Genomic DNA, 26,368 nt, shown 5'->3' with positions numbered 1-26,368 from the left:
AGTTGCGCCGGTATTCTCGCCGAAATTGGCGACATTGAACGCTTTGAGAACCAAGCCGCAATCGCCAAATTTGCTGGATTGTTTTGGCCCCGTCACCAATCGGGTGACTATGAGGCGGATGACAAAATGCTTGCGCGTACAGGCAATCGTTATCTCCGGTATTACCTGGTTGAGGCTGCCAATCTGGTCCGGCGACACGAACCTGAATACCGCGCCTTTTACCAAAAGAAGTATCGTGAAGTGCCGAAGCACTCACACAAACGCGCCCTCGTCTTAACGGCAAGAAAATTGGTGCGCCTGATTGATGCGCTGCTCCGCAACGATCAAATTTATGCGCCGAAAAAGAAGGTGACGCGATGAAGTAACCTTCATCGATAACCTTGGTCATGTGGGCTTCCAGTTATTTACATTATACTGGAGGCTTGGTTTAGTGCACCCTTTTTTATGACATATGGCCAAAAGAATTTCCAATTCACTTGTTTTTAACACTTGACATCACACCGTAGGACTTATTATCACCTGATTTATCTCCATTAGGCTATTATACCACTTACTATTAAAATTATCCTTATTATAAAATTTCCGACTTCTTCAGCCATTAAAATTAAAAGCTTATTGTAATACCGCTGTCGATATTACAATAAGCGTTTAATATAAATCTTCACTTTTTGTTCGATTCCATGTTTGCAGCCGTTTCTAACTCCCATATTTTTTCAAAATACGGTTGGCCTTTTATCATACGCTCGCAAAAATCATAGTGTTTTTCCGTCCAGCCGATTTTGACGCTGTTAAAAAGTTTCTCCCACGCTTCGTTAAAAGATAGCGTGCGGCTTTCATGGTATTGTTTTGGAAACCATTCCGTATACCAATAGCGCACTTCTTCCAGCTTCCCGGATGTTCTTAATTGATCAAGTGCCATTAACAAGATTTGTTTGAGTTGCCTTTCTTTGCGCGTCAAGCCGAGCATCCATTTGGGGTCCGGTGATAAAATATGATACTCTTTTTGTTCCACAGGAGGATGCCATTCGTATTTGGTGGTTTCCATTTCCTGTGCTTTTTCTAAAACGACTTTTTCTTGCCGGGGAATGAGGCGGCTCTTGCGAATCGGCACCGTATAGCCAAGTGTATCCACGACGATATGCCGTATTCCGTCCGTTGCGATAAAACAGTATTCTATGACTTCTCTTTGATTGTTCTTTCTTATGTAACTTTTGTTCCGGACATCTTCTAATAGCTTTGGCGGCAAATCGCTGAGATTATTTTCAATGTACAAAAATAAGTCGGTGTCGATTTTAATCAGCGGCACTTGATCTAGCAACTCAATAAAATCGTGTTTGCGCCATTCATGAAAATCGCAGACATTATAGCCGTTTTCTTCCCCTTCAAACCAATTCACCCAAACATCTCCAATGAGTTCCATTCAGAGTCCCTCACTTTAGTTGGTGTTTGGAAATCAGTATGGTCATGTCGGTTTGGATTTATTCTCTCATTTTCTCAGTTATTGGGTCGCCCGGCATTTTTATTTAAAACGTGGAAAATAGATGCTCGTCCACATTAGCAGTATACCGCCGATAAATAAATAGGTTTCCACCCTGTGAATGATAAATTCCATATAGTCGTGAAAAGCTTGTCCCATCGTCAGTAAATTTAAATAAGCGATGATGCTCACGCCGCCGGCAACAGCAAAACCAAAACCGACAAACAAGAAAAAAACGCGCAAAATCACGGTCACCTCATTCCCTTCCCCTAGAATTTCGAAGGTGGCCTGTCCACTATCATCTTATGCCTAGCGCGGACAAACTATGATTGGGGATAGAGATCCGTAGCCTCAATGATTAAAACTGTTCTCCCACTCTTATTCATTGGTTCGTTTTTTCATTTCTGCTGGTTTTGGGCGTTTCTGTCTAAGAATCAGGTAAAAAATTTGTTTTTACACCTTTTTTGCGGCAGAATCGCCTAGGTAATTTCGGTTTCCAATCTGGTATTCCCATATTATGGAGCGTCTGCTCATTTTTCGCCTGCTAGAGCCTTAAAATTGCGCATAAATCGGGTTTTTGCTCATTTTTGGTGCCCGTTCGTCTTGAAATTGCGCATATGCTCCAGTTATTTACAGTTTTCACCCTCCCTTTTCCAATTACTGGAGCGTCTGCTCATTTTCCGCCTGCTAGAGCCTCAAAATTGCGCATAAATCGGGTTTTTGCTCATTTTCGATGCCCGTTCGTCCTGAAATTGCGCATATGCTCCAGTTTTTTACAAATCTTTGTTGTTTTAAGGGGGAAGGCCCAAAAATTAGTCCCAACTTATATAGATTAAAAACCAATAACCCCGTACCACTTTTAGAGTGTCCGGAGTTATTTTAGGTGTTCGCTCAAACTATTGAGCTTTTGTCCTAATATCTTTTTTAGCTTCAGTTCTTGAGTAAAAGTTTTTTACCCGTTTTAGCGGCTAATTCCGTGCACCTTTATCGATAAAAGGCATTTTTCCCAGAGCCAACCATTTCAAAATGTTTTCTTAAAATACGATATAGCTTACTGCGGTTGATGTTTAAGCCACACCAATCACTGACCGATGAAACGGTGATGAGTCGGTTCGGGAACAGAAGTTTATATTCTTCTACCATCCGGATAATGCCCCTTTCTAAGTTTTCTTGATGTTCGCACCAAGTACAAATGAAATTTTTCCCCTGTACCAGCACTGATCTTTCATCGCACATGCCGCATGTCGTTCCCTTTTTTAGGGATTCGTAAGTATAGCTCGGGATTTTCAGCTGTTCAAAAGGTGAATGTTCGATGTGGAGTGAAGCTAATTTTGAGCTTTTTCAATTAGAGAGCGATCCACGGTCACCGGTTCAATGCTTTTTAGATAGGCATTTAATATTGTCGGGAGAATGATGGAAAGGTTTCTGTTTGCCTGATAAAGGGTAAATTCGGGGTGTACAAAAACAATTTTTGATTCTACGGGGAGATGGATACCTATGCTTTCAATCAGTGAGCAAAAAAGAGCTTCGCTACTTCGGAGTTGATGAATTGGATTATTAATTTCCTTTCCGGTAATGGAAAACCAGCGATTGCCTTTGATATAAAACTCCCCTTCAAAAGTTTTTACATCGAAAAGGTAAATGACGTGAGGGCCTAGTAAGACGCTATCAATTTGGAAGGTGCTTTGATGCCATTTAAGTAAGACATCTTGCAATTGAAGATAGGTTGATGCAGGTGAACGGTTAATAAGTTGATCAAAATAGCATTCGCCTTCAAATCCCTTTTCGTCCGACTGCAGTTGCCTTAAATCTTCATCAGCTAATTTCATGCGCTGTCTAAGCATGCGACGGACTTTCAGATGGTACGGCAATGTCCTTCGTTTAACTTCCATATTTCCCCTCCCTATACAAAAATTCGATGTATTCACAAAAAATATATCATTTTTAAGCTGCTTTTGTTATGCCAGACTTGATGATGAGCTACAAAACGGCATATGTTCATCTTCGATCTTATTCTTGTAGACAAGCCTTTGAGGTGCTGTCCACATACTTGTTCAATGGAAAATCGGGAATAGTCATTAGCTCAAAGTTTCATATGTTTTTTCAATTATTTTTGTCAAAATTTAGCTATAGAGAGCGGGAACCTCCTGCCTTAGTTTTGCCCGCAGTACCCGAGAGTATAAAAGAGGTCGACAGATAACACGCTCGTGATCCCAGCGAAATAGGCTGGAAAGTCCTGAGCACTTATCCGTCAACCTCTTTTATAAATTAACCTTCAAATTTTTTGAAAATCAAAGTGGCGTTGTGGCCGCCGAAGCCAAAAGAATTGCTCATTGCATAATTTATTGTCATCGGGCGCGCTTCATTCGGCACATAGTCCAAGTCACAAGCCTCATCCGGTTCTTGGAGATGGATGGTCGGCGGTGCGATATTATTCACGATGGATAATACCGTAAAAATCGCTTCGACACCGCCAGAGGCACCGAGCAAGTGGCCGGTTGCCGATTTTGTGGAGCTCATCGCCAACTTATAAGCGGCCTCACCGAATGCTTTTTTGACGGCTTCGGTTTCGGTCGGGTCGTTCAAGTCCGTACTTGTGCCGTGGGCATTGATGTAATCAATATCCTCCGGTTTGATTCCGGCATCATTCATCGCCATCGTCATCGAACGCACTGCACCTTCACCGCCAGGAGCGATCGCCGTAATATGGTAAGCATCACCAGTTGAACCGTAACCGATGATTTCCGCATAAATTCTTGCGCCGCGTTTTTGCGCAGACTCCAAGCTTTCAAGCACCATTACGCCGGAACCTTCACCCATGACAAAACCATCTCGATTTTTATCGAATGGGCGGGAAGCCGTTTCGGGGTCCGGATTAAAGGAAAGGGCTTTTGCGGAACTAAAACCAGCAAAGGCCATGCGGACGAGCGGTGCTTCCGTTCCGCCGGTGATGATGATGTCGTTATCGCCGCGTTGAATCGCTTTAAAAGCATCACCGATCGAGTTGGTGCCGGTGGCGCAAGCCGTAACCGTACAAGAGTTAATGCCTTTCGCGCCAAGTTGAATGGAGACTTGGCCCGAAGCCATATCCGGAATCATCATTGGTACGAAAAACGGGCTAACGCGCCGATATCCTTTTTCCATCGCAATGCGATATTGTTCTTCATACGTCTCCATGCCGCCGATGCCTGAGCCAATCCAGACGCCCACGCGCGGGGCAATGTCTTCTGTGATCGAAAGGCCCGCATCTTGGACAGCCATTTTCGCCGCGGCTACGGCATATTGGGCAAAACGGTCCATTCGTTTTGCATCTTTTTTATCAATATAGAGCGTCGGGTCAAAATCTTTGACTTCACCTGCTACTTTAGCGGGGAATTCTTCCGCATCAATTCTCGTAAGGGGGCCGACACCGTTTTTACCAGCAATGAGGTTTTTCCATGTGGTTTCCACATCATTGCCTAAAGGGGTTACGGCACCCAATCCCGTCACGACCACACGTCGCTTCATAGTGAAAACTCCCTTCTAATTATGAAAAGGCGTGCTGGATGGTTTTTCGCTATTTTCCCCAACGAAGCGCCACAGCGCCCCAAGTCAGTCCGCCGCCAAAGCCGACGAGGACAACAATGTCTCCGTCCTTAACTTTTCCTTCGGCAACTGCATCGTATAAGGCCAAAGGAATGGACGATGACGATGTATTTCCGTATTTATGCACGGTTTTAATCAGTTTTTCCTCGGGAAGGCCAAGCCGTTCGCGGGAGGCTTCCATGATTCGGATGTTCGCTTGATGAGGAATCAGCGCATCAATGTCCTCTTTTTTTAGTCCGGCTTTTTCGACTACGTTCACAGCCGATTCGCCCATTTGCCGAACGGCGAATTTAAATACTTCCCGGCCGTTCATGAAAATGTATCGGCCATCTTGATAAAGATCTTTAGCTCCGGCGCCGTTTGCGCCAAGTTCAAAAGACAGTATGCCTTTACCGTCCGAAACTTGTCCCATCACAACCGCACCGGCACCGTCACCGAATAAGACAGCGGTATTTCGGTCCTGCCAATTCGTTATTTTCGAAAGTTTTTCGACTCCTACTACAAGTATATTTTTATAGGCATTATTGTCAATAAATTGCTTTGCACAAATCATGCCATACATAAAACCGGCACAAGCTGCCCCGAGATCCATAGCGGCCGCATTTTTGGCGCCTAAACGGTCTTGAATCAAGCAGGCCACCGATGGAAATGGCATGTCTGGTGTGACCGTTGCAACCAGAATCAAATCGATGTCTTCCGGTCGAACCCCTGCGTTTTCAAGAGCTTCTTTAGATGCATAATAAGCCATATCCGAGGTATTCGTCTTTTCATCGGCAATTCTGCGCTCTTGAATGCCGGTTCGTGTACGAATCCATTCATCGGAAGTGTCAACCATTTTCTCTAAATCCAAATTGGTTAACACCTTATCAGGAACATATCGCCCAATACCAAGGATTCCCGTCGCCATTTTGATTCCCTCATTTCGTTTTTTATTAGTTATTATTATGACGTGGTATTAATTTTAGACCACAAAAGCGTTTTTGTCTACTTTCCGCTTCCTTATACAAAATAAAATCACGAGTCCCATTAGCTATTGGAATATTTTAGTGTAATGGTTTCCATGAGAAAGCCTCTCTTCAAATGGATTTGCTTATTCGCATCCATTGTTAGAGCACCTCCTCTATTTTTCCATCACTTTGCTCCGGGAAAGCTTTTACACATCCGTTCGGCATCTAACCATTGGGCGTTTTTTTTATTTTCGAGGCACCAGCTACACCATCCCTTTCCAAAGGACATATAGTAAAATAGTGAAATTGGTGAAGGAGGATAAGGATGGCAAACCAAAACAATCAGCAGCCGAACATGCCTCCCGTCGATCCCTTTTCCTATCTGATGTGGGGTCCTCCACCGGGTGTGCCTCCATATTATGCCATGCCACCTGTTCAACAAAATCAAGGGCAAGGAATAAACCCAACCGCGCCGAATTTCATGAATCAACAAGGCGCATTTGATATTAATAAATTTATTGAAAGCGCCGATAAAATGATGAAAATTATCAATCAAACCCAACCGGTGATTAAACAACTCGGGTCTTTATTTAACATGTTTAAACCCTCATAATCCTTAAACGCCGCTTTACATTTATCAAAAATATCATAAAAAAATATGTCCATCCGATGATCGATCGTGCGGCACGATCGGTTGGTCAGCCATGAATAAAAAACGTGACGCCTTTTTCATTGCGTCACGTTTTCAAATTCTACTAATATTTTACCATAGTAAAATGCTAGCAAATAGAACCGCCGAAAGCGCCATGTTGGCGGGAAAATTATGCAACTAGCGTGTTTAGGTATTCGTAAGGGTGACTCGTAAAGTTTGGTAATCTCTGGAGAGTTGACCCGTAATGATTTCACTTGTTTTAATCGCTGATTTCCGCTCATCGTACTCGATGCCTTTTTACCAAATGGGAACTTCCTCTAAAACTTGTCTTTCAACGCCTGGCTTTCTAAACGGTCGCTAACCTAACAGTGACCTTAAACAAGTCGCCGTCAACATCGATGTCCATGCTGCCGCCGTGAAGATCAACGATGGATTTAGCGATCGCTAGACCAAGCCCCGACCCTTCTGTGTGACGGGAAGTATCGCCGCGTTTAAAACGTTCAAATAATTCATCGATATTTCCGCTCAGTTCATACTTCGTGATATTTTTAAAAGTGATAACGGCTTTTCCATTTTCTTTCATGATGGCAATATAAACTCTCGTATTTTCAAGTGAGTATTTAAGAATATTGCCGATAAGATTATCAAATACCCGCCACAGTTTTTGCCCATCAACAATGGCATAAATCGGTTGTTCAAGGGTGTACACGCGAAAAGTCAGTTTGGATTCAGTGATGCGTTCATCATTTTCTGCGAGCGTCTGTTGCAAGAGTTGAACCAAGTCGACTTTTTCTTTGATGAGTTCCACGGCTCCGCTTGCCATTTTCGATGCTTCAAACAAATCATCAATTAATACCTTTAATCTTTTTGATTTACGATCAATGACTTCGATATAAGTCTTTCGCTCATCCTCGGTGATATCCGGTGATTTCAGAAGTTCGGCATAGGTGATAATGGAAGTGAGCGGGGTGCGTAAGTCATGGCTGACATTTGTGATCAGCTCCGTCTTCAACCTCTCACTCTTTGCCTGCTTTTCTTGGGAAACCTTAACACCATGTTTTAATACGTTGATGTTCTTCGCGAGCCTTGCGATCCCGGAACGCCCTTTGAAAGCTAAATCCGGAACTGCTTTACCATTAACAAGATCCTCTGTATTTTGAACAACGCGATTGAAATGTCCAATCCGTTTCATCACGATAAGCAGTGCGGGAAGCGTAATAACCATAAAAAGGACGACGTAAATGGGAAATAGCTGCGGTATATTGATTACAATCGGTATACCGATCCCCGTGCAAAAAACAATGAATAAAAGGACGAAGGTCTTCACACCTGTGCCGATATCAACCGCAATATCCATGAAGCTCTCAAACATTTTATAGATGATACTTGTTTTCCATATTTGAAATCCATCATCTGTTTTTCTGAACCTGGTGACGAGAAACAGCCACTGAAGAAGCGTGACCGTTACCACGATCACCCGCCATATCATTGCTTTGATCTTGCCAAATAATGTAGCGTATAATACGACGTCGCTATAGTCCATGAGGAATAACAGCGTCATATATAACGATAGGAATAGAGCGGCAATGCAAATGTCAATCGGGATGCGATTGTAAAGGGACTGCCATTTTTCGTTTACAAAATGCTCACTCACCCGATGTCTTTTCCATAAGATAAGGCTGACAATGAACGCGATGATTCCCATGAATATCATGAAATAAAAGACCGTCTTTTCATGGTTAAATTGTTTGTATTGCACCGTGAATGCACTTTCTTCCGGAAGAGGTGATTGAACGCCAATCGTTCCGCGAAAAGGGGTGGCAAAACTTTTTAAAATATCTTTTGTTTCTTGATCATATCCTTGTGGAATATCACTAAAAATAGTATTTAAGTAGTCGAAGTCGATATTTGCGATGGTTATGTTGTTTTTGACAAAAAGCAGTTTGTTTTTGGGTATATCTTCAAACGATTGCCCATCGGGTAAATTCGTAAAAACTTGCCCTGTTTTCGAGTTTTTAAAGTAATATAAAAACAGTTCCTGCTCCGCCATCCACTCGGGACGCAATTCTTTTTTACGGTTGAAAAATTTATCAACAGACCGTTCTTTATTTTTAAGAATCTTTCCCTTAATATAATTATCATCCTTATGAAAACGGTCTTCCGCTTCGGCGATTTTTTTGTCTCTTTCCGCTTTTAAACTTTTAACTTGTTTTTGATCACCGCTTGCCTTTGCTTTATCAATTGTTTTCGCATACGCATTTTCAATTTGCATCTTTTCATTATTTAAATAAGTCGTGTTGTTTCGATAAGCTTTAATTTCCGAATCTGAGACGGTTAATTTCGCCATCACATCGCTTTTTTTCACATCATTCAGTTCAACAATGGATAAAACTTGCTTAAATTCATCCAAGTTCTCTTGAAAGTTATATGTGTCAAAATAATCCTTGCCGAGATATTCTTCCCCATGAACAAGAAGGAGGCCGAGACTGTTTAACCCGAAAGTTACTAATAAAAGCCAAATTATTAAAAAAACTCTATTTTTCGATTTTGTATCCAATCCCCCACACCACCTTTAGATATCTCGGGTTTTTCGGATCGATCTCGATCTTTTCCCGGATTTTGCGAATATGGACGGCCACCGTATTTTCCGCATTATATCCCGGCTCATTCCAAACCCGTTCATAGATTTCATTGATGGAAAACACTCTGCCCGCATTCGTCATCAATAACTCCACGATTTTATATTCAATCGGTGTCAATTTCACCGGATCGCCATTGACTGTCACTTCTTTTGCCGAAGGATCCAGCGTGAGGCCGTTTAAGTTAATAACCTTTTCACATCCTTCATACATGCCGAGCGTGAGATATCTTCTGAGCTGTGATTTGACTCGGGCAATGAGTTCTAAAGGGTTAAACGGTTTCGTCACATAATCATCAGCGCCGACTTGCAGACCGTGGATTTTATCCATATCTTCACTTTTGGCGCTTAGGATAATGATTGGTATGTTTTTCTTTTCCCTAATTTTTAGGGTCGTTTGTATGCCATCTTGGCGTGGCATCATCACATCCAAAATAATGAGATGAATCGTGTTTTCATTGAGCTTCTCAATCGCTTCAACGCCATCTTCTGCCGTAATGACATTCAACCCTTCATTTTTTAAATAGATGGCGATCGCCTCTCGTATTTCCTTCTCATCATCGACAACCAAAATATTATAATCCGCCATCGTTCACATTCCCTTTTCCTCAATTCTATTTTTTAAAAAGCGCAAAGCATGAAATAAACGGGATTTCACCGTGCCGACCGGACAAGCGAGTTCCTCGGCAATTTCTTTCAACTTTAAATTATTATAAAAACGCAACGTAATGATTTTCCGCTGATTTTCAGGGAGTTCGGACAATAAGGAAACGACTTCCTTGCAGGTTTCTTTTCGCACAAGGGTCTCAACAACTTGTCCTTTTCTATCCTTTAGCTCGGGGATTTGGTCAAATCCGTGGGTTTCCTTACGATATCCTGAGCTTCGCCAATAATCCCGGCATAAATTATTGGCAACAATAAAAAGCCATCCACGTAAATTCCCCGGCATTTGCCGCTCCTTCATCTGACGGTACAGTTTCAAAAAGGTTTCCTGAGTGAAATCCTCCGCTTTATTGCGATCCTTAAGTCTATATTGGAGGTGGTGATATACGGTCGGATAATAACGCCGGATAATGCATTCAAAACCATGCTTGTCCTCATCCTGAAATGGTGAGCTTAACACTTCATTTTTTAACACGTTCCATAATCTCCCTTTCACAGTATAACAAATTCGTTTTCTTTGATTTAGTGCTATTGTAAAAGAGAGATCTTAACATTTAGTGAGCAAAAATCTTAAGATTTTCTTAATATTTTTGGCATAAAAAGAGTAAAACCACCCGAGTCAACGAGTGGTTTCTAAGGGGGTTTTTCTATATGAAATACCTTATGCTTCATCGTTTTCCATCGTTTTCACTGGATTAAATCCAATGAACTGTTTGGCTTTTTCATAAGAATAGGTATAATGACCAAATGGACCCCGGAACGTCCTGCCGCTCGTCAGTTGAATGACTTCGATGCCCGATTTTTCCACGCGTTGCAATATGGCGCACAAGCCGAGGGCTGCATCTTCCACATGCAGCGCTTCCCAATCGGTTGGTCTCTTTTCCAGATAGAGGTTGGGTAGACGGCAGATCGTCACGCTCAATGCTCGCGCTCTGTCCTTATCATGTAAAAGCTTTTCGATGACTGTGCGCTCGATTCGGTCGGCGTGTTCACCGATCGCACCGACCGGTTTTACGACACATGTCTCCCGTACGGTTCCTTTCGGGTGCCCATAAATCGCAATATGGGAGGCCACGATCACCCTTTGTAAATTCGGGCTGTTTTCAATACATTGCACTAAGCGGTGTGCCAATACATCGGCCTGAACGCCCTCGTTATCCCCAAAAAGCGGAACGGTATCCAGAAAAAGAATGTTCTCCGCTTTCGTTAGTTCTTCCCGCCACTCGTCAACAGCGCGAAAAAGAGCATGACGGCCAAAGTGCATTTCAACATCCTCTTCCAAAGGACGGTTGTCACTTGAAAGCGGAGCTCGAACGGCCATGACATACATACCTTCATTCAACAACCGTTCCAAAAGCGGCATACCTAATGCTGTTAATCCGCCAAATATTAAACAATGTCCCACACGGCTCCCCTCCATCGATTTTATTTTTATATTCAACATAAAACCTCTTCTGACCGTAATGATGTATGTCACATCGGTGACTTGCCGAAACGGCTTGTTAAAATTTTATTCAAAGCGTATAAAAAAAGAAGGAAACCCTGTGAAACGTCATCAGGATCACCTTCATAACGTAACGATCAATGATGTAAAGGAAGGGGCTACATGCCTTAAAACTAAAGCCAGCCCTCAACCACCGCTAACCGGTGGAATAAGCGCCACGGTATCGCCAGCGCGGACGACCACATCGCCGTCGGCATATGTTTCATTGACCGCAACCATAACATTTGTTAAATTTTCAAGACCTGACACTTTTTCCAACTCTTTTTTTAACTCGGAAACCGTCATAGGGCCATTTTCTAAAGTGATGAAGGACTTTCCGACGCGGTCCTTTAATCCAGCAAACAACAAAATCTTAATCATCAAAGCCCCTCCTTTTCCGGTTCACCGTTTGGGTAGGCATGTTGTTCTTTTTGATCCCCCACCCAACATTCACCGTTATCCCAATGTTCCTTTTTCCAAATCGGGACAATCTCTTTAATTCTTTCAATGGCGTAACGACACGCCTCGAAACTCGCCGCTCGGTGGGGAGATGAACAAGCGATGACAACGGCCGTGTCAGTGATGTGTAATTCCCCAATCCGATGCGTGATCGCAAGGCGCACTTCTGGCCACCGCTTCAGAATCTCTGCTTCGATGACGCGAAACTGTTTAATGGCCATCGGAATATAAGCTTCGTATTTTAAATAAATCGTTCGTTTCCCGTTTGTCATTTCCCGAACCGTTCCGATAAAGACATTAACGGCTCCAGCATTCGGATGCACGACCTTTTGGATCACTTCATCGACCGGAATCGGGTCCTCAACGATTTCAAACCGTTCTTTGTTCACCAGACTTCCTCCAAGCCATTGAGAATGAAAGTTGTCAAACCTTCGACGTTATCGTTAGCAAATACAGGGGCAGTAGGATTAGGGACCGCCATACCTTCAGAGGCCACAATCACTCGAATATTTTTTAACGCTTGCAAGGTCTCCCAATCCTCATTCGAGCGCAATAAAACCGCTTTTGGATACGGCGCTTGTTTATAGCCTTCAATTAACAAAAAGTCCAATTGGAGCGTTTGATAAAAAGCAATAAAAGCCTCAAGCGGCGGCTCGTTTTGGTAATCGAAAATCGTTTGCATAGAACCGCTTACTGCTACCAAGCTGGCGCCACTTCGAAAATGCTTGGCAGAATCGGTATCATCCATATCCGTGCGCAAGCGACCGCCATGCCCGTGGTGTTTTAACGCCGCCACTTTATAACTGCGCTTCTTTAACTCAAAAAGCAGGCGGCACATGAGCGTCGTCTTACCGCTATTTTTAAACCCTGTGACCTGAAAGATTTTCAATGCTAAACTCACCACGGCCTTCGCCAAATAATAGGAGAATATCGACAAGAGCGCCCTTTTCATAGCCTTTGGTTCCGCCGGGTAAAACCATCAAAGCATTCGTTTCAGCCAAAGAAACGACCGCATTCGATTTATCTAAACCTACAGGGCGAACGATCGCTCGGTCGCCTTCTTCCCACGTCACCTTTGCCCGAACAAACCGCGTAAAAGGATTCGCTTTTGGAAAATCATGCCCGAGAACCGCCTTCATTTTCGTTAAATAAGGCAGGCGGTTTCCTTGTAAACCTTTAATGTACGGGGCAGCAAACAGTTCAAAACCGACAAAACAGGCTGATGGGTTGCCGGAAAGCCCAAAAAGGAGTTGATCACCGAGCCGGGCAACAGTGGTGACACTACCCGGTCGCATGGCTACTTTGTTAAAAAGCACTTCCGCCCCCAATTTTTTATAAATCGCTGGAAGATAATCAAAATCGCCAACCGAGACACCGCCGGTTGTAATCAGCACGTCAGCCACATCTAGACCACTTTTGACCGCTCTGTAACTTTGCTCGAAATCATCAGCCATGCGGCCAAGGTCAAGCGGGATGCCGCCCGCCTTCTTGATTTGTGATAAGATCATGTACGCATTGCTATTTCGAATTTTCCCCGGCACAAGTGGTTCATCGATGTCAAGTAATTCCGACCCTGTCGCGATGACACCGACGGTCGGTTTTTTGTATACTTTTACGCGCGCATAACCGAAAGTGGCCAAAACGGCTTTCACCCCCGGGGTAATCGGCCGCCCGGCATCAAGAATGGGGGTGCCTTTCTTGGCGTCTTCGCCTTGCAGAGAGAGATTGTCCCCTGAATGAAAACGCCGATTAATCCAAACCGCATCCCCTTCTTCACGTGTTAACTCGAGTTTGACGATGGCATCAGCTCCCTTAGGCAAGGCAGCGCCTGTCATTATGCGAATGGCCGTGCCCGGTTCGATCGCTTTTTTAGCGACATCACCTGCCCCAATTTTATCAACCACTTTTAAACGGACGGGTTCGGTGCGGCTCGCTTGTGCCGTGTCTTCGGCTCGGATCGCATACCCATCATATGGAGAGCGGTCAAAGGGGGGAACATCGTGGTCAGCGATGACGGATTCAGCCAAAATATCACCATCAGCCTCTTCCAGTGGTTTTTCAATAATCGGCAGTGTTTTGATGCATGCGGCGACACGTTCAACAGCGGTTTCGACAGCTATCGGTTGCCTTTTTTCCAACATATAAATCCCCCTAAAAACAGAGGCTGAACCAAGCCCCCTCCATGGTGCATCCACTTCGTGAACTGGTCAGCCTCCTTTTCCTTTCAATTTATTAAAGAGTGTTCATTAAGAGATACCGAGGGCGATTTTGGCATAGCGCGACATTTTATCTTTTGACCACGGCGGGTTCCAAACGATGTTCACATCGACGCTATTGACACCTTCAATCGGCATAAGCACCCGTTTGACTTCATATTCAATGCTGGCAGCCAAAGGACACCCCATCGCGGTTAACGTCATCGTAATGATCACATCGCCTTTATCGCCGATATCCACACCGTAAACCAGTCCAAGGTTAACGATATCAATACCCAATTCCGGATCTATCACATCTTCAAGAGCTTCCATGATAATGTCTTCATTGAGTTCAGCCATACAAAGCACCCCTTTCTGCTTTTTTCTTCATTATAACCTGTTCGAACGGTGGAATAAACCGATTCACAATGAATTCAAATAAACGTTATGAAAACTTGGCTCCGTCAAACCTCTGGACGAAGATCACTCCTCGTCGTCATTATGCTGTTTCGAAAACTGATCGACAGTCATAACAGTATAAAAAAAGTGCCCCGACTATGACGTGGGACACAGAAAAATTTTACGACTTTCGGCTAAGAGAGGCATCCATTATTCGTTGAGGATCATAGAGGCGTCCTGGTAACTCTCGGATCGACCGATTCAATTCGTCAAGCTTATTTTCAATCCGATAGAGTAAAAACAGCGTGACGACAATGGGAAAACCGACATCCTTTACCATACCAAGCCACTCTCCCATATGGCCCCTCCTTTCATGACAATATAAGGGATCAGGCTGGGCCAAAACGGCCGCTGATCCCTTGATTGGAAGACAACCCTTTAAATGTGAGGTTGGCTTCCGTCACCTCTTTCCATCGATTTTTATGTTAATGGAATGTCCGTGACGTTTCGTTCAACAATCCTGGCACCTTTCTTCTTCACAAGATCCCCGCCTGAGGATGTCATGGCATTTTGTGCCAAAATGGTATCCATGGCGTTATTTACCACAGCAGGATCGATGGGGTCGACCGGGTTATCCAACGTAAAGCGGACGGTTTTCCCTTCAACGTTTTCAAACAAAAGCTCAATGGTTTTAGCCATTCGTTTCACCTCCTTCTACATCGATGTCATGCCCTTAGGCATACAGTTCCCTTGCATCATGGCGCTCAATTGTGATGACGGGATATTGTTGGAGCGGAATAAGCGCCTGACTGATGGCATAAAGCTGATCGGCCGTTGCTTGCGTTTTGATGTTGTTAAAACTTTTGCGTTTGACGATCGGTTTTCCGCTTTCATCCATCCCGGCATCAAAGGACAGGACTAAGACCGAATTGACCAAGTTAGCTGTTGCCATCCTCTCACCCCCTTCACTTAATAAATAGCCATTTATTGATAAAAACGGTGAACGGTGTCGATACATTGTCACACCTCTTAAAAACACGTATAATTTGGATATTACGCTATCGTAAAACGGCAACGATAAGGGAGGAGAACGGTGATGGAACCATTTTTAATTGTCCTAGACATAGACGGGACCTTATTAAGATCAGATAAAACAGTCGGCGCTTACACTAAAGAAACGCTGGAAAAGGTGAGGAAAAATGGGCATTTGGTGATGTTTGCCACAGGACGTCCATTTTGTTCAAGCCAAACGTTATATGCGGAGTTGGGTCTCAATACCCCTATCGTGAACCTTAATGGTGCTTTTGTTCACCATCCGCTGGAACCGAGTTGGGGCGTGGTCCACCAACCGATTGGTAAAAGTATCGTTCGCCATCTTCTTGAGGTCTCATCCGATGAATATTTCCGAAACATCGTGATCGAAGGATTAGAAAAAACATATATCCGCACCGAAGACCCTGATCTCATTGAAAAGTTATATCCTAATGGAAGACCGAAAATCGTTTATGGAGCGATACACCATGCTTTATACGACAACCCCATAGCCCTTTTAATTCAAACCGATGAAGAGCATACCGAAAGCATCATGGAAGATTTGGAAAAAGCACATGCTGATGCAATCGAACAACGCTCTTGGGGAGAACCTTTAAACATTATCGAAGTGGTCAAAAAAGGAGTGAATAAAGCGATCGGCATTCAGGAAGTGGCTCGGCGCCTCGGGATCCCAAGGGAGCGGATTATCGCTTTTGGCGATGAGGAAAATGATATCGAAATGTTAGCCTATGCTGGTTGTGGGGTTGCGATGGCCAATGCCATTCCCGCTCTCAAAGAAGTGAGTGATGAAGTGACCTCATCCAACGATGAAGAAGGTGTCGCCCAATTTTTAGAAAGTTATCTTTTAACGAGGCGTGAAATGTGATTTAGAACATTGTCAGAAAAAATACCCTTCATGTAAAATGAAATTAGTAGATTATTGTCCGAGGAGGAGAAACCATGTCCATCGATGTACGAGCCGAACGCACGCCCAACCCAAACGCCATGAAGTTTTCGGCTGCCAAACAGCTTTTTAACGGCCGTCTGATTGCCAAAAAGGGGGATGTTGTCGAGTCCCCACTGGCACAGGCATTATTAAAACTGGATGGCGTCGATAATATCTTTGGTTATGAGGACTTTGTCACTGTCAATAAAACGTTTGATGCCGATTGGAACGAATTATTACCGCAAATTGAAGCCGTATTTAAGGAAATTAGCCTGCCATAATGTTGTGTTGGCCCGCCGAACTCATGGATCGCGGGTCTTTTTTTGTACTGATAAGACGCTCTTCCTAGCATAAAAAGCAAAGAAGGCAAGCCATCCGCCCAAACGCTTGGAAAAGACAAGTTCTTATCATGCTTTAACGCATTCCTATTCCTTTCGAAAAGCGCCAATGACGGCTGTTGTTTCAACGATATTCGTAAACGCCTTAGGATCGACCTCCTGAATGATGTTTTTAAGGGCGTATAATTCATATCTTGTTAAAACAATCAACAGTATTTCTTTTTCTTTATCCGTAAACGCCCCTTTTGCAGGCAAACGGGTTATGCCGCGAACAAGCCGTTCGTGAATGGCTTGTGACACTTCTTTTCCCTTATCGGTGACGATCATCGCTGTTAACTTCATATACCGCGTATGGATGGCATCGATCACCCGCGATGAGACGTAAAGCGTCACCAAAGTGTACAACGCCTTCTCCCAACCGAAGAAAAATCCAGCCGATAAGACGATTAACCCATTCAACCCGAAGTAGTACAAGCCGATCGGGCGGTCTTTCATGCGCGACAAAACCATTGCAATAATGTCCATGCCACCGGTCGATGCACCGTATTTCAATGTAATGCCGACGCCGATGGCACTAATGACCCCGCCGAATACGGCATTCAGCAACAGATTATCGGTCAATTTATAAACCGGTAAAACCATTAGCACCAAGGTCATGACAAGGATGCTTAGTGAGCTGTATAACGTAAAACGCCGGCCAAGCCGCATCCAAGCAAGATATGTGACCGGGACATTGAGTAAGAACAAAACGATCCCTGTACCAAGCGGAAATCCCGTATATTGCTGAACGAGGAGGGAAATCAGCTGGGCCACACCAGTAAATCCGCTTGATAACACTTTAGCCGGAATTAAAAAGAAATTGAGCGCGGCGGCATTTAATATGCCACCCACGACGACAACGACGAACACCTTCATCTCATTCCACATGCTGGACTCTCCTTATTTCCCTTTCTAAAAAAAGTGTTACCGGAGAGTGTGTTTTGAATTCTATTGACGTGCCGAATTATGGCTACGACGGAATACTTCCTTTTTAATACCGTTAAAAACGTATAAAAATTTTTTCTCACAATCATAGGGGCAACTAAGGGGCTGTCTTCACCTAATAGGTTTTGCAGAGCCAAGTTTTCTTTATTATCCTTCTTCCCTCAACTCATTGTAATAGCGGCGCAATTTTTTGACGGCACTTTTCTTCCATGACCGAACGGTATCTTGTGTCACGCCATAGCGTTTGGCGATGTCAACAGAAGGTTTATCTTCAAGAATCGCTGCTTGCACCCACTGTTTTTCCCTCGGCGAAAGAAAGCGCCATTGATCCAACCCTTCAAAGTGCAGATCATCCTCCGCCCCTTTTGACTCCGGCACCGACTCCGTTAGTGTAAAACGTTCCTTATATTTTTTCCTTTGTCTCATCTCCGTTAATAACCGTCCGCGGATAACGCAAGCAGCATAGGCAGGAAAAGGCCCTTTGTCAGGATTGAAACGCATGGACGCTTCCCAGAGGGCAATGCGAGCAATTTGAAAATACTCATCAAAGTCATAAAAAAGCCTGTACTTGGTGATCCATTTCTTAATCAGCGGTTCATAATTTGAGAGCAATTTTTCAAAATCATTGAGGGTACTCAACGCTTTCCTTCCTTGTCAGAAAGCGCGCTTTCTATCAATTTCCCGGGTAATTTTATTCTAATGAACGCTAGTTGGCTGTTCCTTCCGCTAAATTGGCTTTTTTGATGCCATTACACAGGGGAAAAAGTCGATTTTTAAAAAAAACAAAAGCATTTTTTTACCGATGGCACGTCCATTATTTGTTAAAATATGCAAAATTTTTGAGGGTAAGTTTTTTCAGTGGTGGTCAAAATAAGGAAAACATGGCGTATGAGAAGACGGAGGCTTAGTCTAAAAAAGTTTCTAAGTCCCTTTGGTTAGAATGAAGGAAAAAGGAGGTCTAATCATGCATACGATGTGGAAAGGCTCTATAGGCTTCGGATTAGTTCATATCCCCATAAAACTTTATGCGGCTACGGAATCGAAAGACATTCGTTTCAGGACATTACACGAAGCATGTCATACCCCCATACGCTACCAAAAATACTGCCCGGTTTGTGATAAAGCTTTGGAGAGTGATGAACTCGTCAAAGCGTATGAATTTGCCCCAGGTGAATTTGTCACGGTCACCGATGAGGATCTCAACGAACTGAAAGGCGATGCGGCGAAAACCGTGGAAATTCTTGATTTTATTGATCTTAGCGAGATTGACCCCATATATTTCAATAAATCTTATTTTGTCGGTCCAGCAGAAAACGGCGAAAAAGCCTATACACTGTTGCGAAAAGCGATGGAAGAAACCCATAAAATTGGTCTTGCCCGTCTGACGCTTCATTCCAAAACCCACCTTGCCGCGGTTCGGGTATATGAGAAAGGGTTACTGCTTGAGACATTATTTTATCCGGACGAAATCCGTTCGGTCGACCAAGTTCCCGGTATAGACAGCGATTTGCCCGTGAATGAGCGCGAACTGGACACAGCCAAACAATTAATCGAACAGCTCGCCACCGCTTTCGATCCGAAAAAATATACGGATGACTACCGGTCTGCTTTGGAGGACTTCTTACAAGCAAAAATCGCTGGCCAAGAAGTGAAAAAGCCGAAACAGGCCGTACAAAAGCGCAATGTTGTTGACTTGTTAAGCGCACTGGAAGCAAGCATCGCTGGAGCCGGCCGAAATGAACGTCCTTCTGCAAGCAAAGCGGCGCACACCAAAAAGAAAGCCCCCCTAACTTTGAATAAAAAGAAAAAGGCTTAAAAGGGAAAGAACATCCATGCGAATGGTCACCTTTCTATAAGATTATTCATGTAAGCGCTATTTTCCCATTGACAATTGAATTTTTCCCTTCTATACTGAGAATTGTTATCAGTTATATTGATAATGATTCTCATTATTATTTATGTTGAAAGGGTGTTGGCCTTTGAAAAAAATCATTGGCATAAGCCTTTTAGCGTTGATCATGTGCTTGTTCCCTTTAAATACATATGCCAAATCAGCCTTGTTATCCGAAGGCGAACATTTGCTTTCCGAAACTATCGAGCAACTTGAGCAACATCAAACTGAAGAGGCTAAGGCAACGTTTTCCTCTTATAAGACATGGTGGGAAAAAAATAAAACAAACATCAAGAAACGTTACCCTGACCAATACCTTGAGATGGAACAGGCACTAGCGATGGTTTCTATAGATTTGGTCAACGAAAACATGGCCGATGCCAAAACAGAGCTCACCGACCTTATAGCACTTATTAGAGATGCCGAAACCGCCAAGTCAAAGCCAGACGAACCGACGCTTTCCAGTTTTATCGATCAATTAAAACAGGTTAAAACACTAGCTGCTCGCCATCAATGGGAAAAAGCCGCTGATAAAATCGCGGCTTTACAGAGTGAATGGCTCGCGGTCGAGGGCTCCGTCGTCAGCCAATCGCAGAAAGTGTATACCGAATCAGAAAAAAACTTGGTTTTACTCGGAGCCTACGTCAATTCACCGACCGATCATGATCGGCTTCAACCGACCATTGATAAACTGATCAATGACCTTACCCCACTCGTTACAACAGGTTATGGCATTTGGGACGCGGCGTTCATCCCCATTCGCGAAGGACTAGAGGCGTTGCTCGTTATCGGAGCTTTACTCGGCTTTGCCAAAAAAGCAAAGGCAGACCGCGCCCGTCATTGGGTGTGGGGTGGGGCTACGCTAGGCATGTTCACATGCCTCCTTATCGGAATACTTGTGTCCGTCATCCTTTCCAATGTGTCATTTGGCCGAGAGAACTTGCTGATTAACGGCTTTTCCGGCATTTTCGCCAGCCTCATGCTTTTATATGTGAGCTATTGGCTCCATCGCCATGCTGACATTAAGCGCTGGAATCAACTCATCCGCACGAGAAGTGAAGCGGCTTTATCAAATGGCAAAATGCTTTCGCTTTCCGCAATCGCCTTTTTAGCCATCCTCCGTGAAGGCTTGGAAACCGTCATTTTCCTCATCGGCATGGCCGGACGCATGAGCTTAGCAGATTTGCTACTAGGCATCGTCATCGGCTTTGGCTTTCTGCTTGTAGTCGGCTTTGCAATGTTAAAAATCGGGGTAAAGTTGCCGCTAAAACCATTCTTTTTGGCTTCAAGTCTCATTGTCTTTTATTTATGCCTTAAGTTTATGGGCTCAGGGGTTCATAGTTTACAAATGGCCGGCGTCATCCGATCGACCACTCAGGATTATTTACCGTCGATCTCTTGGATCAGCATCTACCCCTCATGGATGAGTTTTTTACCCCAATTAGTCTTCATCTTGCTAGCGATTGTCGTCGTGATGTCCAGATGGTTGAAAATCAAAGTTCGAAAGGAAGAACACCATGCTTAACTTAAAAAAGCTATGTTGTTTATTGGCAATAATGGCTTTATTGATCGTAACAGGCTGTAACGGAAAAAACGATGTTAATGATCATGCTGAATCGAAAACAACAAAACACACTGACCAAATCTCGGAGATAAAAAGCAACACGGAACAAATGCTGTCGACGGTTAAGGAACTAAAAGCAGCCGTCGGCGATCAAAATGTTGACCAAGTCAAACAGCTTGGGAAAACATTGAATGATCAGTGGCTCGCCTTTGAAAACGATGTTCGGGACGCTTTCCCTCTTTTATATACAAAAGTCGAAAAATACGAACAACCCATTTTTGCCCAAGCGTCCGTTGATGCTCCAGATCTTTCAGTTGTAAAAACGCAAATTGCTGGTCTAACGGACGCACTAAACGAATTAAAATCTGCTAAACTCACAAAACAAAATACGACAAAACTACTCGACCAAGCTGTCAAAGATTATAAGGATTATGTGAAAACCCAAGCTGATAAATTAATTGAAGCAACTACGGCGTTTACGGATGCGGTTAAAGCCGGAAATATTGACTTGGCAAAGCAAAAGTATGTGGACGCTCGCGTTTATTACGAACGCATTGAACCGATAGCTGAAAGCTTCGGTGACTTGGATCCAAAAATTGATGCCCGCATCAATGATGTCGATGATCCATCACAATGGAGCGGTTTTCACCGTTTAGAAAAAGCGCTTTGGGTCGATCACTCCCTTAAAGGGATGAATCCAGTGGCTGACCAATTGTTTGAAGATGTTAAAGCCTTAAATGAAAAAATCGCAAACCTTGAGTTGAAACCGCAACAAATCGTGGCTGGCTCGATGGAATTGTTAAATGAAGCGGCGATTTCCAAAATTACGGGTGAAGAAGAACACTACTCCCACATCGATTTAGTCGATCTTGCCGCCAATGTTGAAGGGTCCGAGGCGGTTTATCATGCCATTATTCCTGCACTGGAAGACAAGAATAAATCACTCGCCCAAAAACTTGATGAGCAATTTCTTCTTATGAAGCAAACACTGCAAAAATATAAGAAAAATGACCAATACGTCAACTATACGACTTTAAATAAAGACGAAATTCGCGAATTAAGCAACCAATTGGCTACATTATCTAAACTCATGAGCCAAACGGCGGAAATTTTTTAAGGAATGTGATTAAGGATGGAGAACAAACAACCGGGGTACACGCGTAGGGAAATATTAAAACTATCCGCCGCTGCCGGTTTAGGGGTGGCTGTTGGCGCAAGCGGTCTTGGTACCGTTGGGATGATTGTTGATACATTTTCGGCGAAACCCACCTCATCTAATAAGCAAGAAAAAACCGTCATTCCATTTTACGGCAAACACCAGGCTGGTATTGTCACACCACAACAAACATATTTATATCTTGCAAGTTTTGATATCACGACAAATGATCGAAGGGAACTCATCCATCTTTTAAAAACTTGGACAAAACTCAGCGAAAGATTTACCCAAGGCCGCAACTTAGACGCCACCCAAAACGATTGGCTGCCACCAAAGGATACCGGTGAGGCCCTAGGCCTTGGGGCCTCCCGCCTTACCATTACTTTCGGATTTGGTTCATCGCTGTTTAATAAAGATGGCAAGGACCGTTTTGGGTTGTCCCACAGAAAACCGCTGCATTTAAAACCGATCCCGACCATGCCGCGGGATGCCATCGATCCATCTCTTTCTGATGGTGACATCATCGTCCAAGTTTGTGCCGACGATCAACTGGTAGCCTTTCATGCGGTTCGCAATTTGATAAAGGCAGCTGTCGGAACAGCTACCATCAAATGGCTCAATGCCGGTTTTTTAAATGGGAAAAGAGGCGAAACTCCTCGGAATCTATTCGGTTTTAAAGATGGAACGGCTAACCTCTCCATCAACGATGTAAAAAAACAAAACCAAGTCATTTGGTGTGGGCAAGGTGAACCCGACTGGATGAAAGGCGGAACATATCTCGCTTATCGGAACATCCGCATGTTTCTGGAAATCTGGGATTTATCTTCCCTCAAAGAGCAGGAAGATACCTTTGGCCGTCGTAAACTATCCGGCGCTCCATATGGAAAAGGGCATGAACATGACCCTGTTGACGTAACCAAGCTTCCAAAAGATAGTCATGTCGCCTTAGCCAAAAGCACGGGGCAGGAAATTTTCCGTCGGGGCTATAATTATTCGGATGGCATTGATCCGAAAACCGGCAATATCAAGGCTGGCTTGCAATTTATAAGCTTTCAGAAAAACCCGCAAGCCTCCTTCGTGCCCATGCTCGCATTATTAAGTAAAAATGACGCGCTTAATGAATATACAAAACATATCGGCTCTGGCCTCTATGCCATCCCACGCGGCATAAAAAAAGGCGAATATATTGGCCAAGCGCTGTTCAGCTAAACGGCAGGGCCGCTGAATTTTCTTGACGAAGGCCAACCCTTAGCAGTGATCTCAACTTGTAACCCCCACAAAGGATCCACCATAACTCATGGTTGAAGAAACATGGCTCTGTCAGGCCTTATGGGCAAAGGCAGGGCCATTGTTACCCTTATGCTGAACGCCCCCCATACAAAAAAGAAAGCGCCGACGCCTGCGCATTAAAGTTTAATCGAAAACGCATTCTTCCGGCGGAACGTTGACAAACGCCTGGATGACGGGTTGTCTAAGGGAATGCCCCTTCGTCCACTCGATGTACTGGATTTTCACCGTTAATTTGGGGGTTAACCAAACCGCCGTTTTCAAGCGTTCCGGTTGATTGATAAAAGGGCGCTTTTCGGTGATGAGCGGCTTGATGGCTTCGGTCAATAGCCGCCAATCGGAAGCTTTCAACTTACCCGTTCCCGCATGGCCAATGTACCACAATTGGCCTAACTTATCATACAACCCCAGTAAAAGCGCATTTACGACATCGCCGCGATACGTGACACCACCGACAACGGCAATGAGATCTTTATAATTCTTTTTCTTTTGCCAGCGATCGCTTTTCTCACCGATGGCATATGTGCTGTTAAGGTCTTTTATAACAATGCCTTCCATATTTTCTTGTCTTATGACTTCGTATAAATGATGGATGTTCTGACTCGGAACAGACGTGACCAATTGCACGGATTCATTGGGAAGGATAATGTGTTGCAATAACTCTAGCCGATCTTTTAAAGCCCATTTATGCTTCCACTCGTTGTTATAAAAAAGACAATCAAAAACCATATACGTGACGTTCACATTGTTTCTGACCTGGTTGAGCCGGTCGAGCCGCCTGAGACCGTCTCGGCGCATGATTTCATGGAACGACGGTTTACCGTCATTCCCCAATGCAATCATTTCCCCATCTAAAATCACCGAATCAGCCCGGCAATAGGCGCAAAGATCCTGAAGCTCCGGATAGTGGAGCGTCCGTTCGTTTTTTTTACGGTTATATAATTTGACTTCTTGACCGTCAAAATATGTTAAAATCCTGACGCCATCCCATTTAATTTGGCCAATCCAGTTTTCACCTTTAGGGATATCTTCCGTTAAAATCGGTTCAAAAGGCGTGATGGGTTGAAAGATCATGATATCACCTAATTCCTATTTTAAAGAAAACGCACCTCGACTAAAGATAACTTGGCATTGCTAAAGAATCTTGTGCGAAGTCAGAGCTTTATTTACCCTTTAGCCTGATAAATAAAAAGCCAGCGCAAGCCTCTTGGGGGCGAAGGTACTTCGTTACCCTTATATTAAAATCCTTATCATCTCAAGAAAACCTGAACCTTCTTCAGCGCATAAACGCCTCTGTTCCGTGCCACATTATAAACAAGTTCGACGGGAGGGAAGCGGATGCCAACCGGACGGGATGAAGAAACAATAAAAATTGAAGGCGAAACCATCCATTTAACTAGTTTGTCCAAACCTTTATGGCCCAAACACCATATTACAAAAGCGGATTATCTCCAATACGTTGCCACGATCAGTGACGTACAATTGCCCTTTTTGCGTCGCCGCGCCCTCACCCTGCTCCGTTATCCGCATGGGGCAGGAAAAGAAAAATTTTTTCAAAAAAATTGTCCTGATTACGCACCAGCCTTTATTAAAACCGCAATCATCGGTGACATCCGCTACATTGTCGGCGACGGGCTCGCGACGTTAATGTGGCTGGCTAATCAATTGGCGTTTGAAATTCATACGCCGTTTCAAACGGTTGATAGTGACTTTCCCTCAGAAATTGTTTTGGATCTAGACCCGCCTTCACGTGATGCCTTTGAGCTGGCTATTGAAGCGGCGCTGATCATAAAAAACGTTTTGGATCGTTTGCAATTAATCTCCTTTGTGAAAACGTCTGGAAATAAAGGGTTGCAAATCTATATCCCGCTTCCTGACCAGACCTTTACCTTTGAAGATACCCGGCGGTTTACCCAGTTCATTGCGGATTATCTCACGGAAACGAACCCTAGGTTATTCACAACGGAGCGATTGAAGAAACATCGTCAAGGTCGGCTTTATGTTGATGCCGTGCAATTTGGGGAAGGAAAAACAATCATCGCCCCCTACTCTGTCCGAGGTAATGATGATGCGCTCGTCGCCTGTCCCCTTTATTGGGAGGAAGTGACCCCAGCATTGCGACCCGAACAATTCCCGCTTCCATCCATAAAACAGCGCTTAGAGACCAAAGGTTGTCCATTCCAATCATTTTTCGAAGCTAAAAAGAAGCAACCTTTCCAAAAGGTTTTAGATGCCTTTAAAGCAAATCTTTCGAAAGGCGTGATGGTATGATCATTAATTTGATTTTAAAATTGGTGCTTTCCCCCATCATTATTGTTTTATGTGATTTGTTTACGCCGAACTTGATCAATTACGGCACCGTTTCTCAAGCCTTGATCATCGGGCTGTTTGTCGGAATCGTCAACTTCGCGGTGGAATGGCTGATGCTAACCAGTGGAACCTTATGGGTAACGACGATTATGGATTTTATTCTGACGATGTGTGTTGTCTTTTTCGGTTCGAAGCTCTATGTCGATGCTTACATGACGACGGTCGGAGCCCTCCTCATCACAGGAGTTATCACCATCATGGAATACCTTCTTCATCATTGGCTCCTGCGCCATCGTTGGCAGACAAAACTTGCGGCAAAGTAAAGGTGGATGCTTTATCAAAACAAAAGTTGGAGGTTTCAT

31 protein-coding genes are annotated in these 26,368 nt (G+C 43.9%); 10 read left to right on the top strand and 21 right to left on the bottom strand.

Annotated elements, in window-relative coordinates; all coding sequences use genetic code 11:
• Positions 1 to 360 (top strand): IS110 family transposase (locus H532_RS0103065; RefSeq protein ID WP_027724263.1); only part of this gene is annotated, 360 nt, incomplete at its 5' end.
• 301 nt (positions 361 to 661) lie between these two features.
• Here H532_RS0103065 and H532_RS0103060 read toward each other — a convergent pair.
• From H532_RS0103060 to H532_RS0103035, 6 genes are all read right to left on the bottom strand, one after another.
• The gene (locus H532_RS0103060; RefSeq protein ID WP_027724262.1) at positions 662 to 1,420 is read right to left on the bottom strand and encodes a DUF3603 family protein; all 759 of its coding nucleotides are present in this window, start codon (positions 1,418 to 1,420) and stop codon (positions 662 to 664) included.
• Positions 1,421 to 1,519: 99 nt separating this feature from the next.
• Positions 1,520 to 1,732, bottom strand: a complete 213-nt coding sequence (locus H532_RS0103055; protein WP_425426221.1) for a YuzI family membrane protein — start codon at positions 1,730 to 1,732, stop codon at positions 1,520 to 1,522.
• Positions 1,733 to 2,461: 729 nt separating this feature from the next.
• The gene (locus tag H532_RS20180) at positions 2,462 to 2,620 is read right to left on the bottom strand and encodes a hypothetical protein (RefSeq protein ID WP_155994954.1); all 159 of its coding nucleotides are present in this window, start codon (positions 2,618 to 2,620) and stop codon (positions 2,462 to 2,464) included.
• A gap of 182 nt (positions 2,621 to 2,802) precedes the next feature.
• Positions 2,803 to 3,369 carry a nuclease-related domain-containing protein gene (locus tag H532_RS0103045; RefSeq protein WP_027724260.1) on the bottom strand — a complete coding sequence of 189 codons (567 nt, stop codon included), beginning with the start codon at positions 3,367 to 3,369 and terminating at the stop codon, positions 2,803 to 2,805.
• A 376-nt stretch (positions 3,370 to 3,745) separates the two neighbouring features.
• Positions 3,746 to 4,984 (bottom strand): beta-ketoacyl-ACP synthase II, encoded by a 1,239-nt coding sequence (gene fabF / locus H532_RS0103040; protein WP_027724259.1) that lies wholly within the window; start codon positions 4,982 to 4,984, stop codon positions 3,746 to 3,748.
• A 49-nt stretch (positions 4,985 to 5,033) separates the two neighbouring features.
• Entirely contained in the window at positions 5,034 to 5,969 is a 936-nt protein-coding gene (locus H532_RS0103035) for a beta-ketoacyl-ACP synthase III (RefSeq protein ID WP_027724258.1), read from the bottom strand.
• Positions 5,970 to 6,334: 365 nt separating this feature from the next.
• Between H532_RS0103035 and H532_RS0103030 the strand changes: the two genes are divergently transcribed.
• On the top strand, positions 6,335 to 6,622 hold the full coding sequence (locus H532_RS0103030; RefSeq protein ID WP_051263095.1) for a YppG family protein: 288 nt from the start codon (positions 6,335 to 6,337) through the stop codon (positions 6,620 to 6,622).
• A 385-nt stretch (positions 6,623 to 7,007) separates the two neighbouring features.
• Here the strand turns inward: H532_RS0103030 and H532_RS0103025 are convergent, their stop codons facing one another.
• The 12 genes from H532_RS0103025 to H532_RS0102970 all read right to left on the bottom strand — a co-directional run bounded on the left by H532_RS0103025 (position 7,008) and on the right by H532_RS0102970 (position 15,450).
• A complete protein-coding gene (locus tag H532_RS0103025) occupies positions 7,008 to 9,218 on the bottom strand; it encodes a sensor histidine kinase (RefSeq protein ID WP_027724256.1) in 2,211 nt (736 codons plus the stop codon).
• Positions 9,196 to 9,888, bottom strand: coding sequence for a response regulator transcription factor (locus tag H532_RS0103020; RefSeq protein WP_027724255.1), 693 nt, complete (start codon positions 9,886 to 9,888; stop codon positions 9,196 to 9,198). Before H532_RS0103020 ends, H532_RS0103025 begins: the two co-directional genes overlap by 23 nt.
• Before the next feature lie 3 nt (positions 9,889 to 9,891).
• Positions 9,892 to 10,437, bottom strand: coding sequence for an RNA polymerase sigma factor (locus H532_RS17665; RefSeq protein WP_051263094.1), 546 nt, complete (start codon positions 10,435 to 10,437; stop codon positions 9,892 to 9,894).
• A gap of 186 nt (positions 10,438 to 10,623) precedes the next feature.
• Positions 10,624 to 11,367 carry an NAD-dependent epimerase/dehydratase family protein gene (locus H532_RS0103010; protein ID WP_027724254.1) on the bottom strand — a complete coding sequence of 248 codons (744 nt, stop codon included), beginning with the start codon at positions 11,365 to 11,367 and terminating at the stop codon, positions 10,624 to 10,626.
• A gap of 225 nt (positions 11,368 to 11,592) precedes the next feature.
• Entirely contained in the window at positions 11,593 to 11,826 is a 234-nt protein-coding gene (moaD, locus tag H532_RS0103005) for a molybdopterin converting factor subunit 1 (protein WP_027724253.1), read from the bottom strand.
• Complete coding sequence (locus tag H532_RS0103000; protein WP_027724252.1) at positions 11,826 to 12,293, bottom strand: molybdenum cofactor biosynthesis protein MoaE; 468 nt, start codon at positions 12,291 to 12,293, stop codon at positions 11,826 to 11,828. Before H532_RS0103000 ends, moaD begins: the two co-directional genes overlap by 1 nt.
• Positions 12,290 to 12,793, bottom strand: coding sequence for a molybdopterin-guanine dinucleotide biosynthesis protein B (mobB, locus tag H532_RS17660; protein ID WP_051263093.1), 504 nt, complete (start codon positions 12,791 to 12,793; stop codon positions 12,290 to 12,292). The genes H532_RS0103000 and mobB overlap by 4 nt, the downstream gene beginning before the upstream one ends.
• Positions 12,765 to 14,045, bottom strand: coding sequence for a molybdopterin molybdotransferase MoeA (locus tag H532_RS17655; RefSeq protein WP_038111375.1), 1,281 nt, complete (start codon positions 14,043 to 14,045; stop codon positions 12,765 to 12,767). The genes mobB and H532_RS17655 overlap by 29 nt, the downstream gene beginning before the upstream one ends.
• 105 nt (positions 14,046 to 14,150) lie before the next feature.
• The gene (locus tag H532_RS0102985; RefSeq protein WP_027724251.1) at positions 14,151 to 14,459 is read right to left on the bottom strand and encodes a metal-sulfur cluster assembly factor; all 309 of its coding nucleotides are present in this window, start codon (positions 14,457 to 14,459) and stop codon (positions 14,151 to 14,153) included.
• Positions 14,460 to 14,679: 220 nt separating this feature from the next.
• Positions 14,680 to 14,856: a YvrJ family protein gene (locus tag H532_RS19785; RefSeq protein ID WP_081412284.1), complete on the bottom strand. Its 177-nt coding sequence runs from the start codon at positions 14,854 to 14,856 to the stop codon at positions 14,680 to 14,682.
• Between the two features lie 122 nt (positions 14,857 to 14,978).
• Positions 14,979 to 15,197 (bottom strand): DUF2922 domain-containing protein, encoded by a 219-nt coding sequence (locus tag H532_RS0102975; RefSeq protein ID WP_027724250.1) that lies wholly within the window; start codon positions 15,195 to 15,197, stop codon positions 14,979 to 14,981.
• Between the two features lie 34 nt (positions 15,198 to 15,231).
• The gene (locus H532_RS0102970; RefSeq protein WP_027724249.1) at positions 15,232 to 15,450 is read right to left on the bottom strand and encodes a DUF1659 domain-containing protein; all 219 of its coding nucleotides are present in this window, start codon (positions 15,448 to 15,450) and stop codon (positions 15,232 to 15,234) included.
• Between the two features lie 144 nt (positions 15,451 to 15,594).
• Between H532_RS0102970 and H532_RS0102965 the strand changes: the two genes are divergently transcribed.
• Positions 15,595 to 16,416 carry a Cof-type HAD-IIB family hydrolase gene (locus tag H532_RS0102965; protein ID WP_027724248.1) on the top strand — a complete coding sequence of 274 codons (822 nt, stop codon included), beginning with the start codon at positions 15,595 to 15,597 and terminating at the stop codon, positions 16,414 to 16,416.
• A gap of 74 nt (positions 16,417 to 16,490) precedes the next feature.
• Positions 16,491 to 16,757: a NifU N-terminal domain-containing protein gene (locus tag H532_RS0102960; RefSeq protein WP_027724247.1), complete on the top strand. Its 267-nt coding sequence runs from the start codon at positions 16,491 to 16,493 to the stop codon at positions 16,755 to 16,757.
• 144 nt (positions 16,758 to 16,901) lie between these two features.
• Here H532_RS0102960 and H532_RS0102955 read toward each other — a convergent pair whose 3' ends face one another.
• Together H532_RS0102955 and H532_RS0102950 are read right to left on the bottom strand one after the other, a co-directional pair.
• Complete coding sequence (locus H532_RS0102955; RefSeq protein ID WP_027724246.1) at positions 16,902 to 17,741, bottom strand: YitT family protein; 840 nt, start codon at positions 17,739 to 17,741, stop codon at positions 16,902 to 16,904.
• Between the two features lie 204 nt (positions 17,742 to 17,945).
• Positions 17,946 to 18,437 (bottom strand): sigma-70 family RNA polymerase sigma factor, encoded by a 492-nt coding sequence (locus H532_RS0102950; RefSeq protein WP_027724245.1) that lies wholly within the window; start codon positions 18,435 to 18,437, stop codon positions 17,946 to 17,948.
• Positions 18,438 to 18,762: 325 nt separating this feature from the next.
• On the opposite strand from H532_RS0102950, the gene ku reads away from it, so the two are divergent.
• The 4 genes from ku to efeB all read left to right on the top strand — a co-directional run bounded on the left by ku (position 18,763) and on the right by efeB (position 23,618).
• A complete protein-coding gene (gene ku, locus H532_RS0102940; protein WP_027724243.1) occupies positions 18,763 to 19,614 on the top strand; it encodes a non-homologous end joining protein Ku in 852 nt (283 codons plus the stop codon).
• A 163-nt stretch (positions 19,615 to 19,777) separates the two neighbouring features.
• Positions 19,778 to 21,214, top strand: a complete 1,437-nt coding sequence (locus H532_RS0102935) for an FTR1 family iron permease (protein ID WP_027724242.1) — start codon at positions 19,778 to 19,780, stop codon at positions 21,212 to 21,214.
• Positions 21,207 to 22,370: an iron uptake system protein EfeO gene (gene efeO / locus H532_RS0102930; RefSeq protein ID WP_027724241.1), complete on the top strand. Its 1,164-nt coding sequence runs from the start codon at positions 21,207 to 21,209 to the stop codon at positions 22,368 to 22,370. The genes H532_RS0102935 and efeO overlap by 8 nt, the downstream gene beginning before the upstream one ends.
• A gap of 15 nt (positions 22,371 to 22,385) precedes the next feature.
• Positions 22,386 to 23,618, top strand: a complete 1,233-nt coding sequence (gene efeB, locus H532_RS0102925; RefSeq protein WP_027724240.1) for an iron uptake transporter deferrochelatase/peroxidase subunit — start codon at positions 22,386 to 22,388, stop codon at positions 23,616 to 23,618.
• 204 nt (positions 23,619 to 23,822) lie between these two features.
• Here efeB and H532_RS0102920 read toward each other — a convergent pair whose 3' ends face one another.
• A complete protein-coding gene (locus H532_RS0102920) occupies positions 23,823 to 24,770 on the bottom strand; it encodes an ATP-dependent DNA ligase (RefSeq protein ID WP_027724239.1) in 948 nt (315 codons plus the stop codon).
• A 264-nt stretch (positions 24,771 to 25,034) separates the two neighbouring features.
• On the opposite strand from H532_RS0102920, the gene ligD reads away from it, so the two are divergent.
• A complete protein-coding gene (ligD, locus tag H532_RS17650) occupies positions 25,035 to 25,967 on the top strand; it encodes a non-homologous end-joining DNA ligase (protein ID WP_051263092.1) in 933 nt (310 codons plus the stop codon).
• A complete protein-coding gene (locus tag H532_RS0102910; RefSeq protein WP_027724238.1) occupies positions 25,964 to 26,329 on the top strand; it encodes a DUF2512 family protein in 366 nt (121 codons plus the stop codon). Before ligD ends, H532_RS0102910 begins: the two co-directional genes overlap by 4 nt.
• Positions 26,330 to 26,368: the final 39 nt, after the last annotated feature.

It is taken from the genome of Tuberibacillus calidus DSM 17572 (genome assembly GCF_000430685.1).
Classification (GTDB): domain Bacteria; phylum Bacillota; class Bacilli; order Bacillales; family Sporolactobacillaceae; genus Tuberibacillus; species Tuberibacillus calidus.
Note: the sequence above shows the minus strand (reverse complement) of the source record. Positions and strands in the feature narration are given on the sequence as shown.

Coding starts and splice junctions, on each gene's coding strand:
- H532_RS0102970 (WP_027724249.1), bottom strand. CDS start 15,450: ATGGCAACAGCTAACTTGGTCAATTCGGTCTTAGTCCTGTCCTTTGAT.
- moaD (WP_027724253.1), bottom strand. CDS start 11,826: ATGATTAAGATTTTGTTGTTTGCTGGATTAAAGGACCGCGTCGGAAAG.
- H532_RS0102975 (WP_027724250.1), bottom strand. CDS start 15,197: ATGGCTAAAACCATTGAGCTTTTGTTTGAAAACGTTGAAGGGAAAACC.
- H532_RS0102960 (WP_027724247.1), top strand. CDS start 16,491: ATGTCCATCGATGTACGAGCCGAACGCACGCCCAACCCAAACGCCATG.
- ku (WP_027724243.1), top strand. CDS start 18,763: ATGCATACGATGTGGAAAGGCTCTATAGGCTTCGGATTAGTTCATATC.
- H532_RS0102955 (WP_027724246.1), bottom strand. CDS start 17,741: ATGTGGAATGAGATGAAGGTGTTCGTCGTTGTCGTCGTGGGTGGCATA.
- H532_RS0102985 (WP_027724251.1), bottom strand. CDS start 14,459: ATGGCTGAACTCAATGAAGACATTATCATGGAAGCTCTTGAAGATGTG.
- H532_RS19785 (WP_081412284.1), bottom strand. CDS start 14,856: ATGGGAGAGTGGCTTGGTATGGTAAAGGATGTCGGTTTTCCCATTGTC.
- H532_RS0103045 (WP_027724260.1), bottom strand. CDS start 3,369: ATGGAAGTTAAACGAAGGACATTGCCGTACCATCTGAAAGTCCGTCGC.
- H532_RS0103030 (WP_051263095.1), top strand. CDS start 6,335: ATGGCAAACCAAAACAATCAGCAGCCGAACATGCCTCCCGTCGATCCC.
- efeB (WP_027724240.1), top strand. CDS start 22,386: ATGGAGAACAAACAACCGGGGTACACGCGTAGGGAAATATTAAAACTA.
- H532_RS0102965 (WP_027724248.1), top strand. CDS start 15,595: ATGGAACCATTTTTAATTGTCCTAGACATAGACGGGACCTTATTAAGA.
- H532_RS20180 (WP_155994954.1), bottom strand. CDS start 2,620: ATGGTAGAAGAATATAAACTTCTGTTCCCGAACCGACTCATCACCGTT.
- H532_RS0103035 (WP_027724258.1), bottom strand. CDS start 5,969: ATGGCGACGGGAATCCTTGGTATTGGGCGATATGTTCCTGATAAGGTG.
- fabF (WP_027724259.1), bottom strand. CDS start 4,984: ATGAAGCGACGTGTGGTCGTGACGGGATTGGGTGCCGTAACCCCTTTA.
- H532_RS0102920 (WP_027724239.1), bottom strand. CDS start 24,770: ATGATCTTTCAACCCATCACGCCTTTTGAACCGATTTTAACGGAAGAT.
- H532_RS17655 (WP_038111375.1), bottom strand. CDS start 14,045: ATGTTGGAAAAAAGGCAACCGATAGCTGTCGAAACCGCTGTTGAACGT.
- H532_RS0103020 (WP_027724255.1), bottom strand. CDS start 9,888: ATGGCGGATTATAATATTTTGGTTGTCGATGATGAGAAGGAAATACGA.
- H532_RS0103060 (WP_027724262.1), bottom strand. CDS start 1,420: ATGGAACTCATTGGAGATGTTTGGGTGAATTGGTTTGAAGGGGAAGAA.
- ligD (WP_051263092.1), top strand. CDS start 25,035: ATGCCAACCGGACGGGATGAAGAAACAATAAAAATTGAAGGCGAAACC.
- efeO (WP_027724241.1), top strand. CDS start 21,207: ATGCTTAACTTAAAAAAGCTATGTTGTTTATTGGCAATAATGGCTTTA.
- H532_RS0102910 (WP_027724238.1), top strand. CDS start 25,964: ATGATCATTAATTTGATTTTAAAATTGGTGCTTTCCCCCATCATTATT.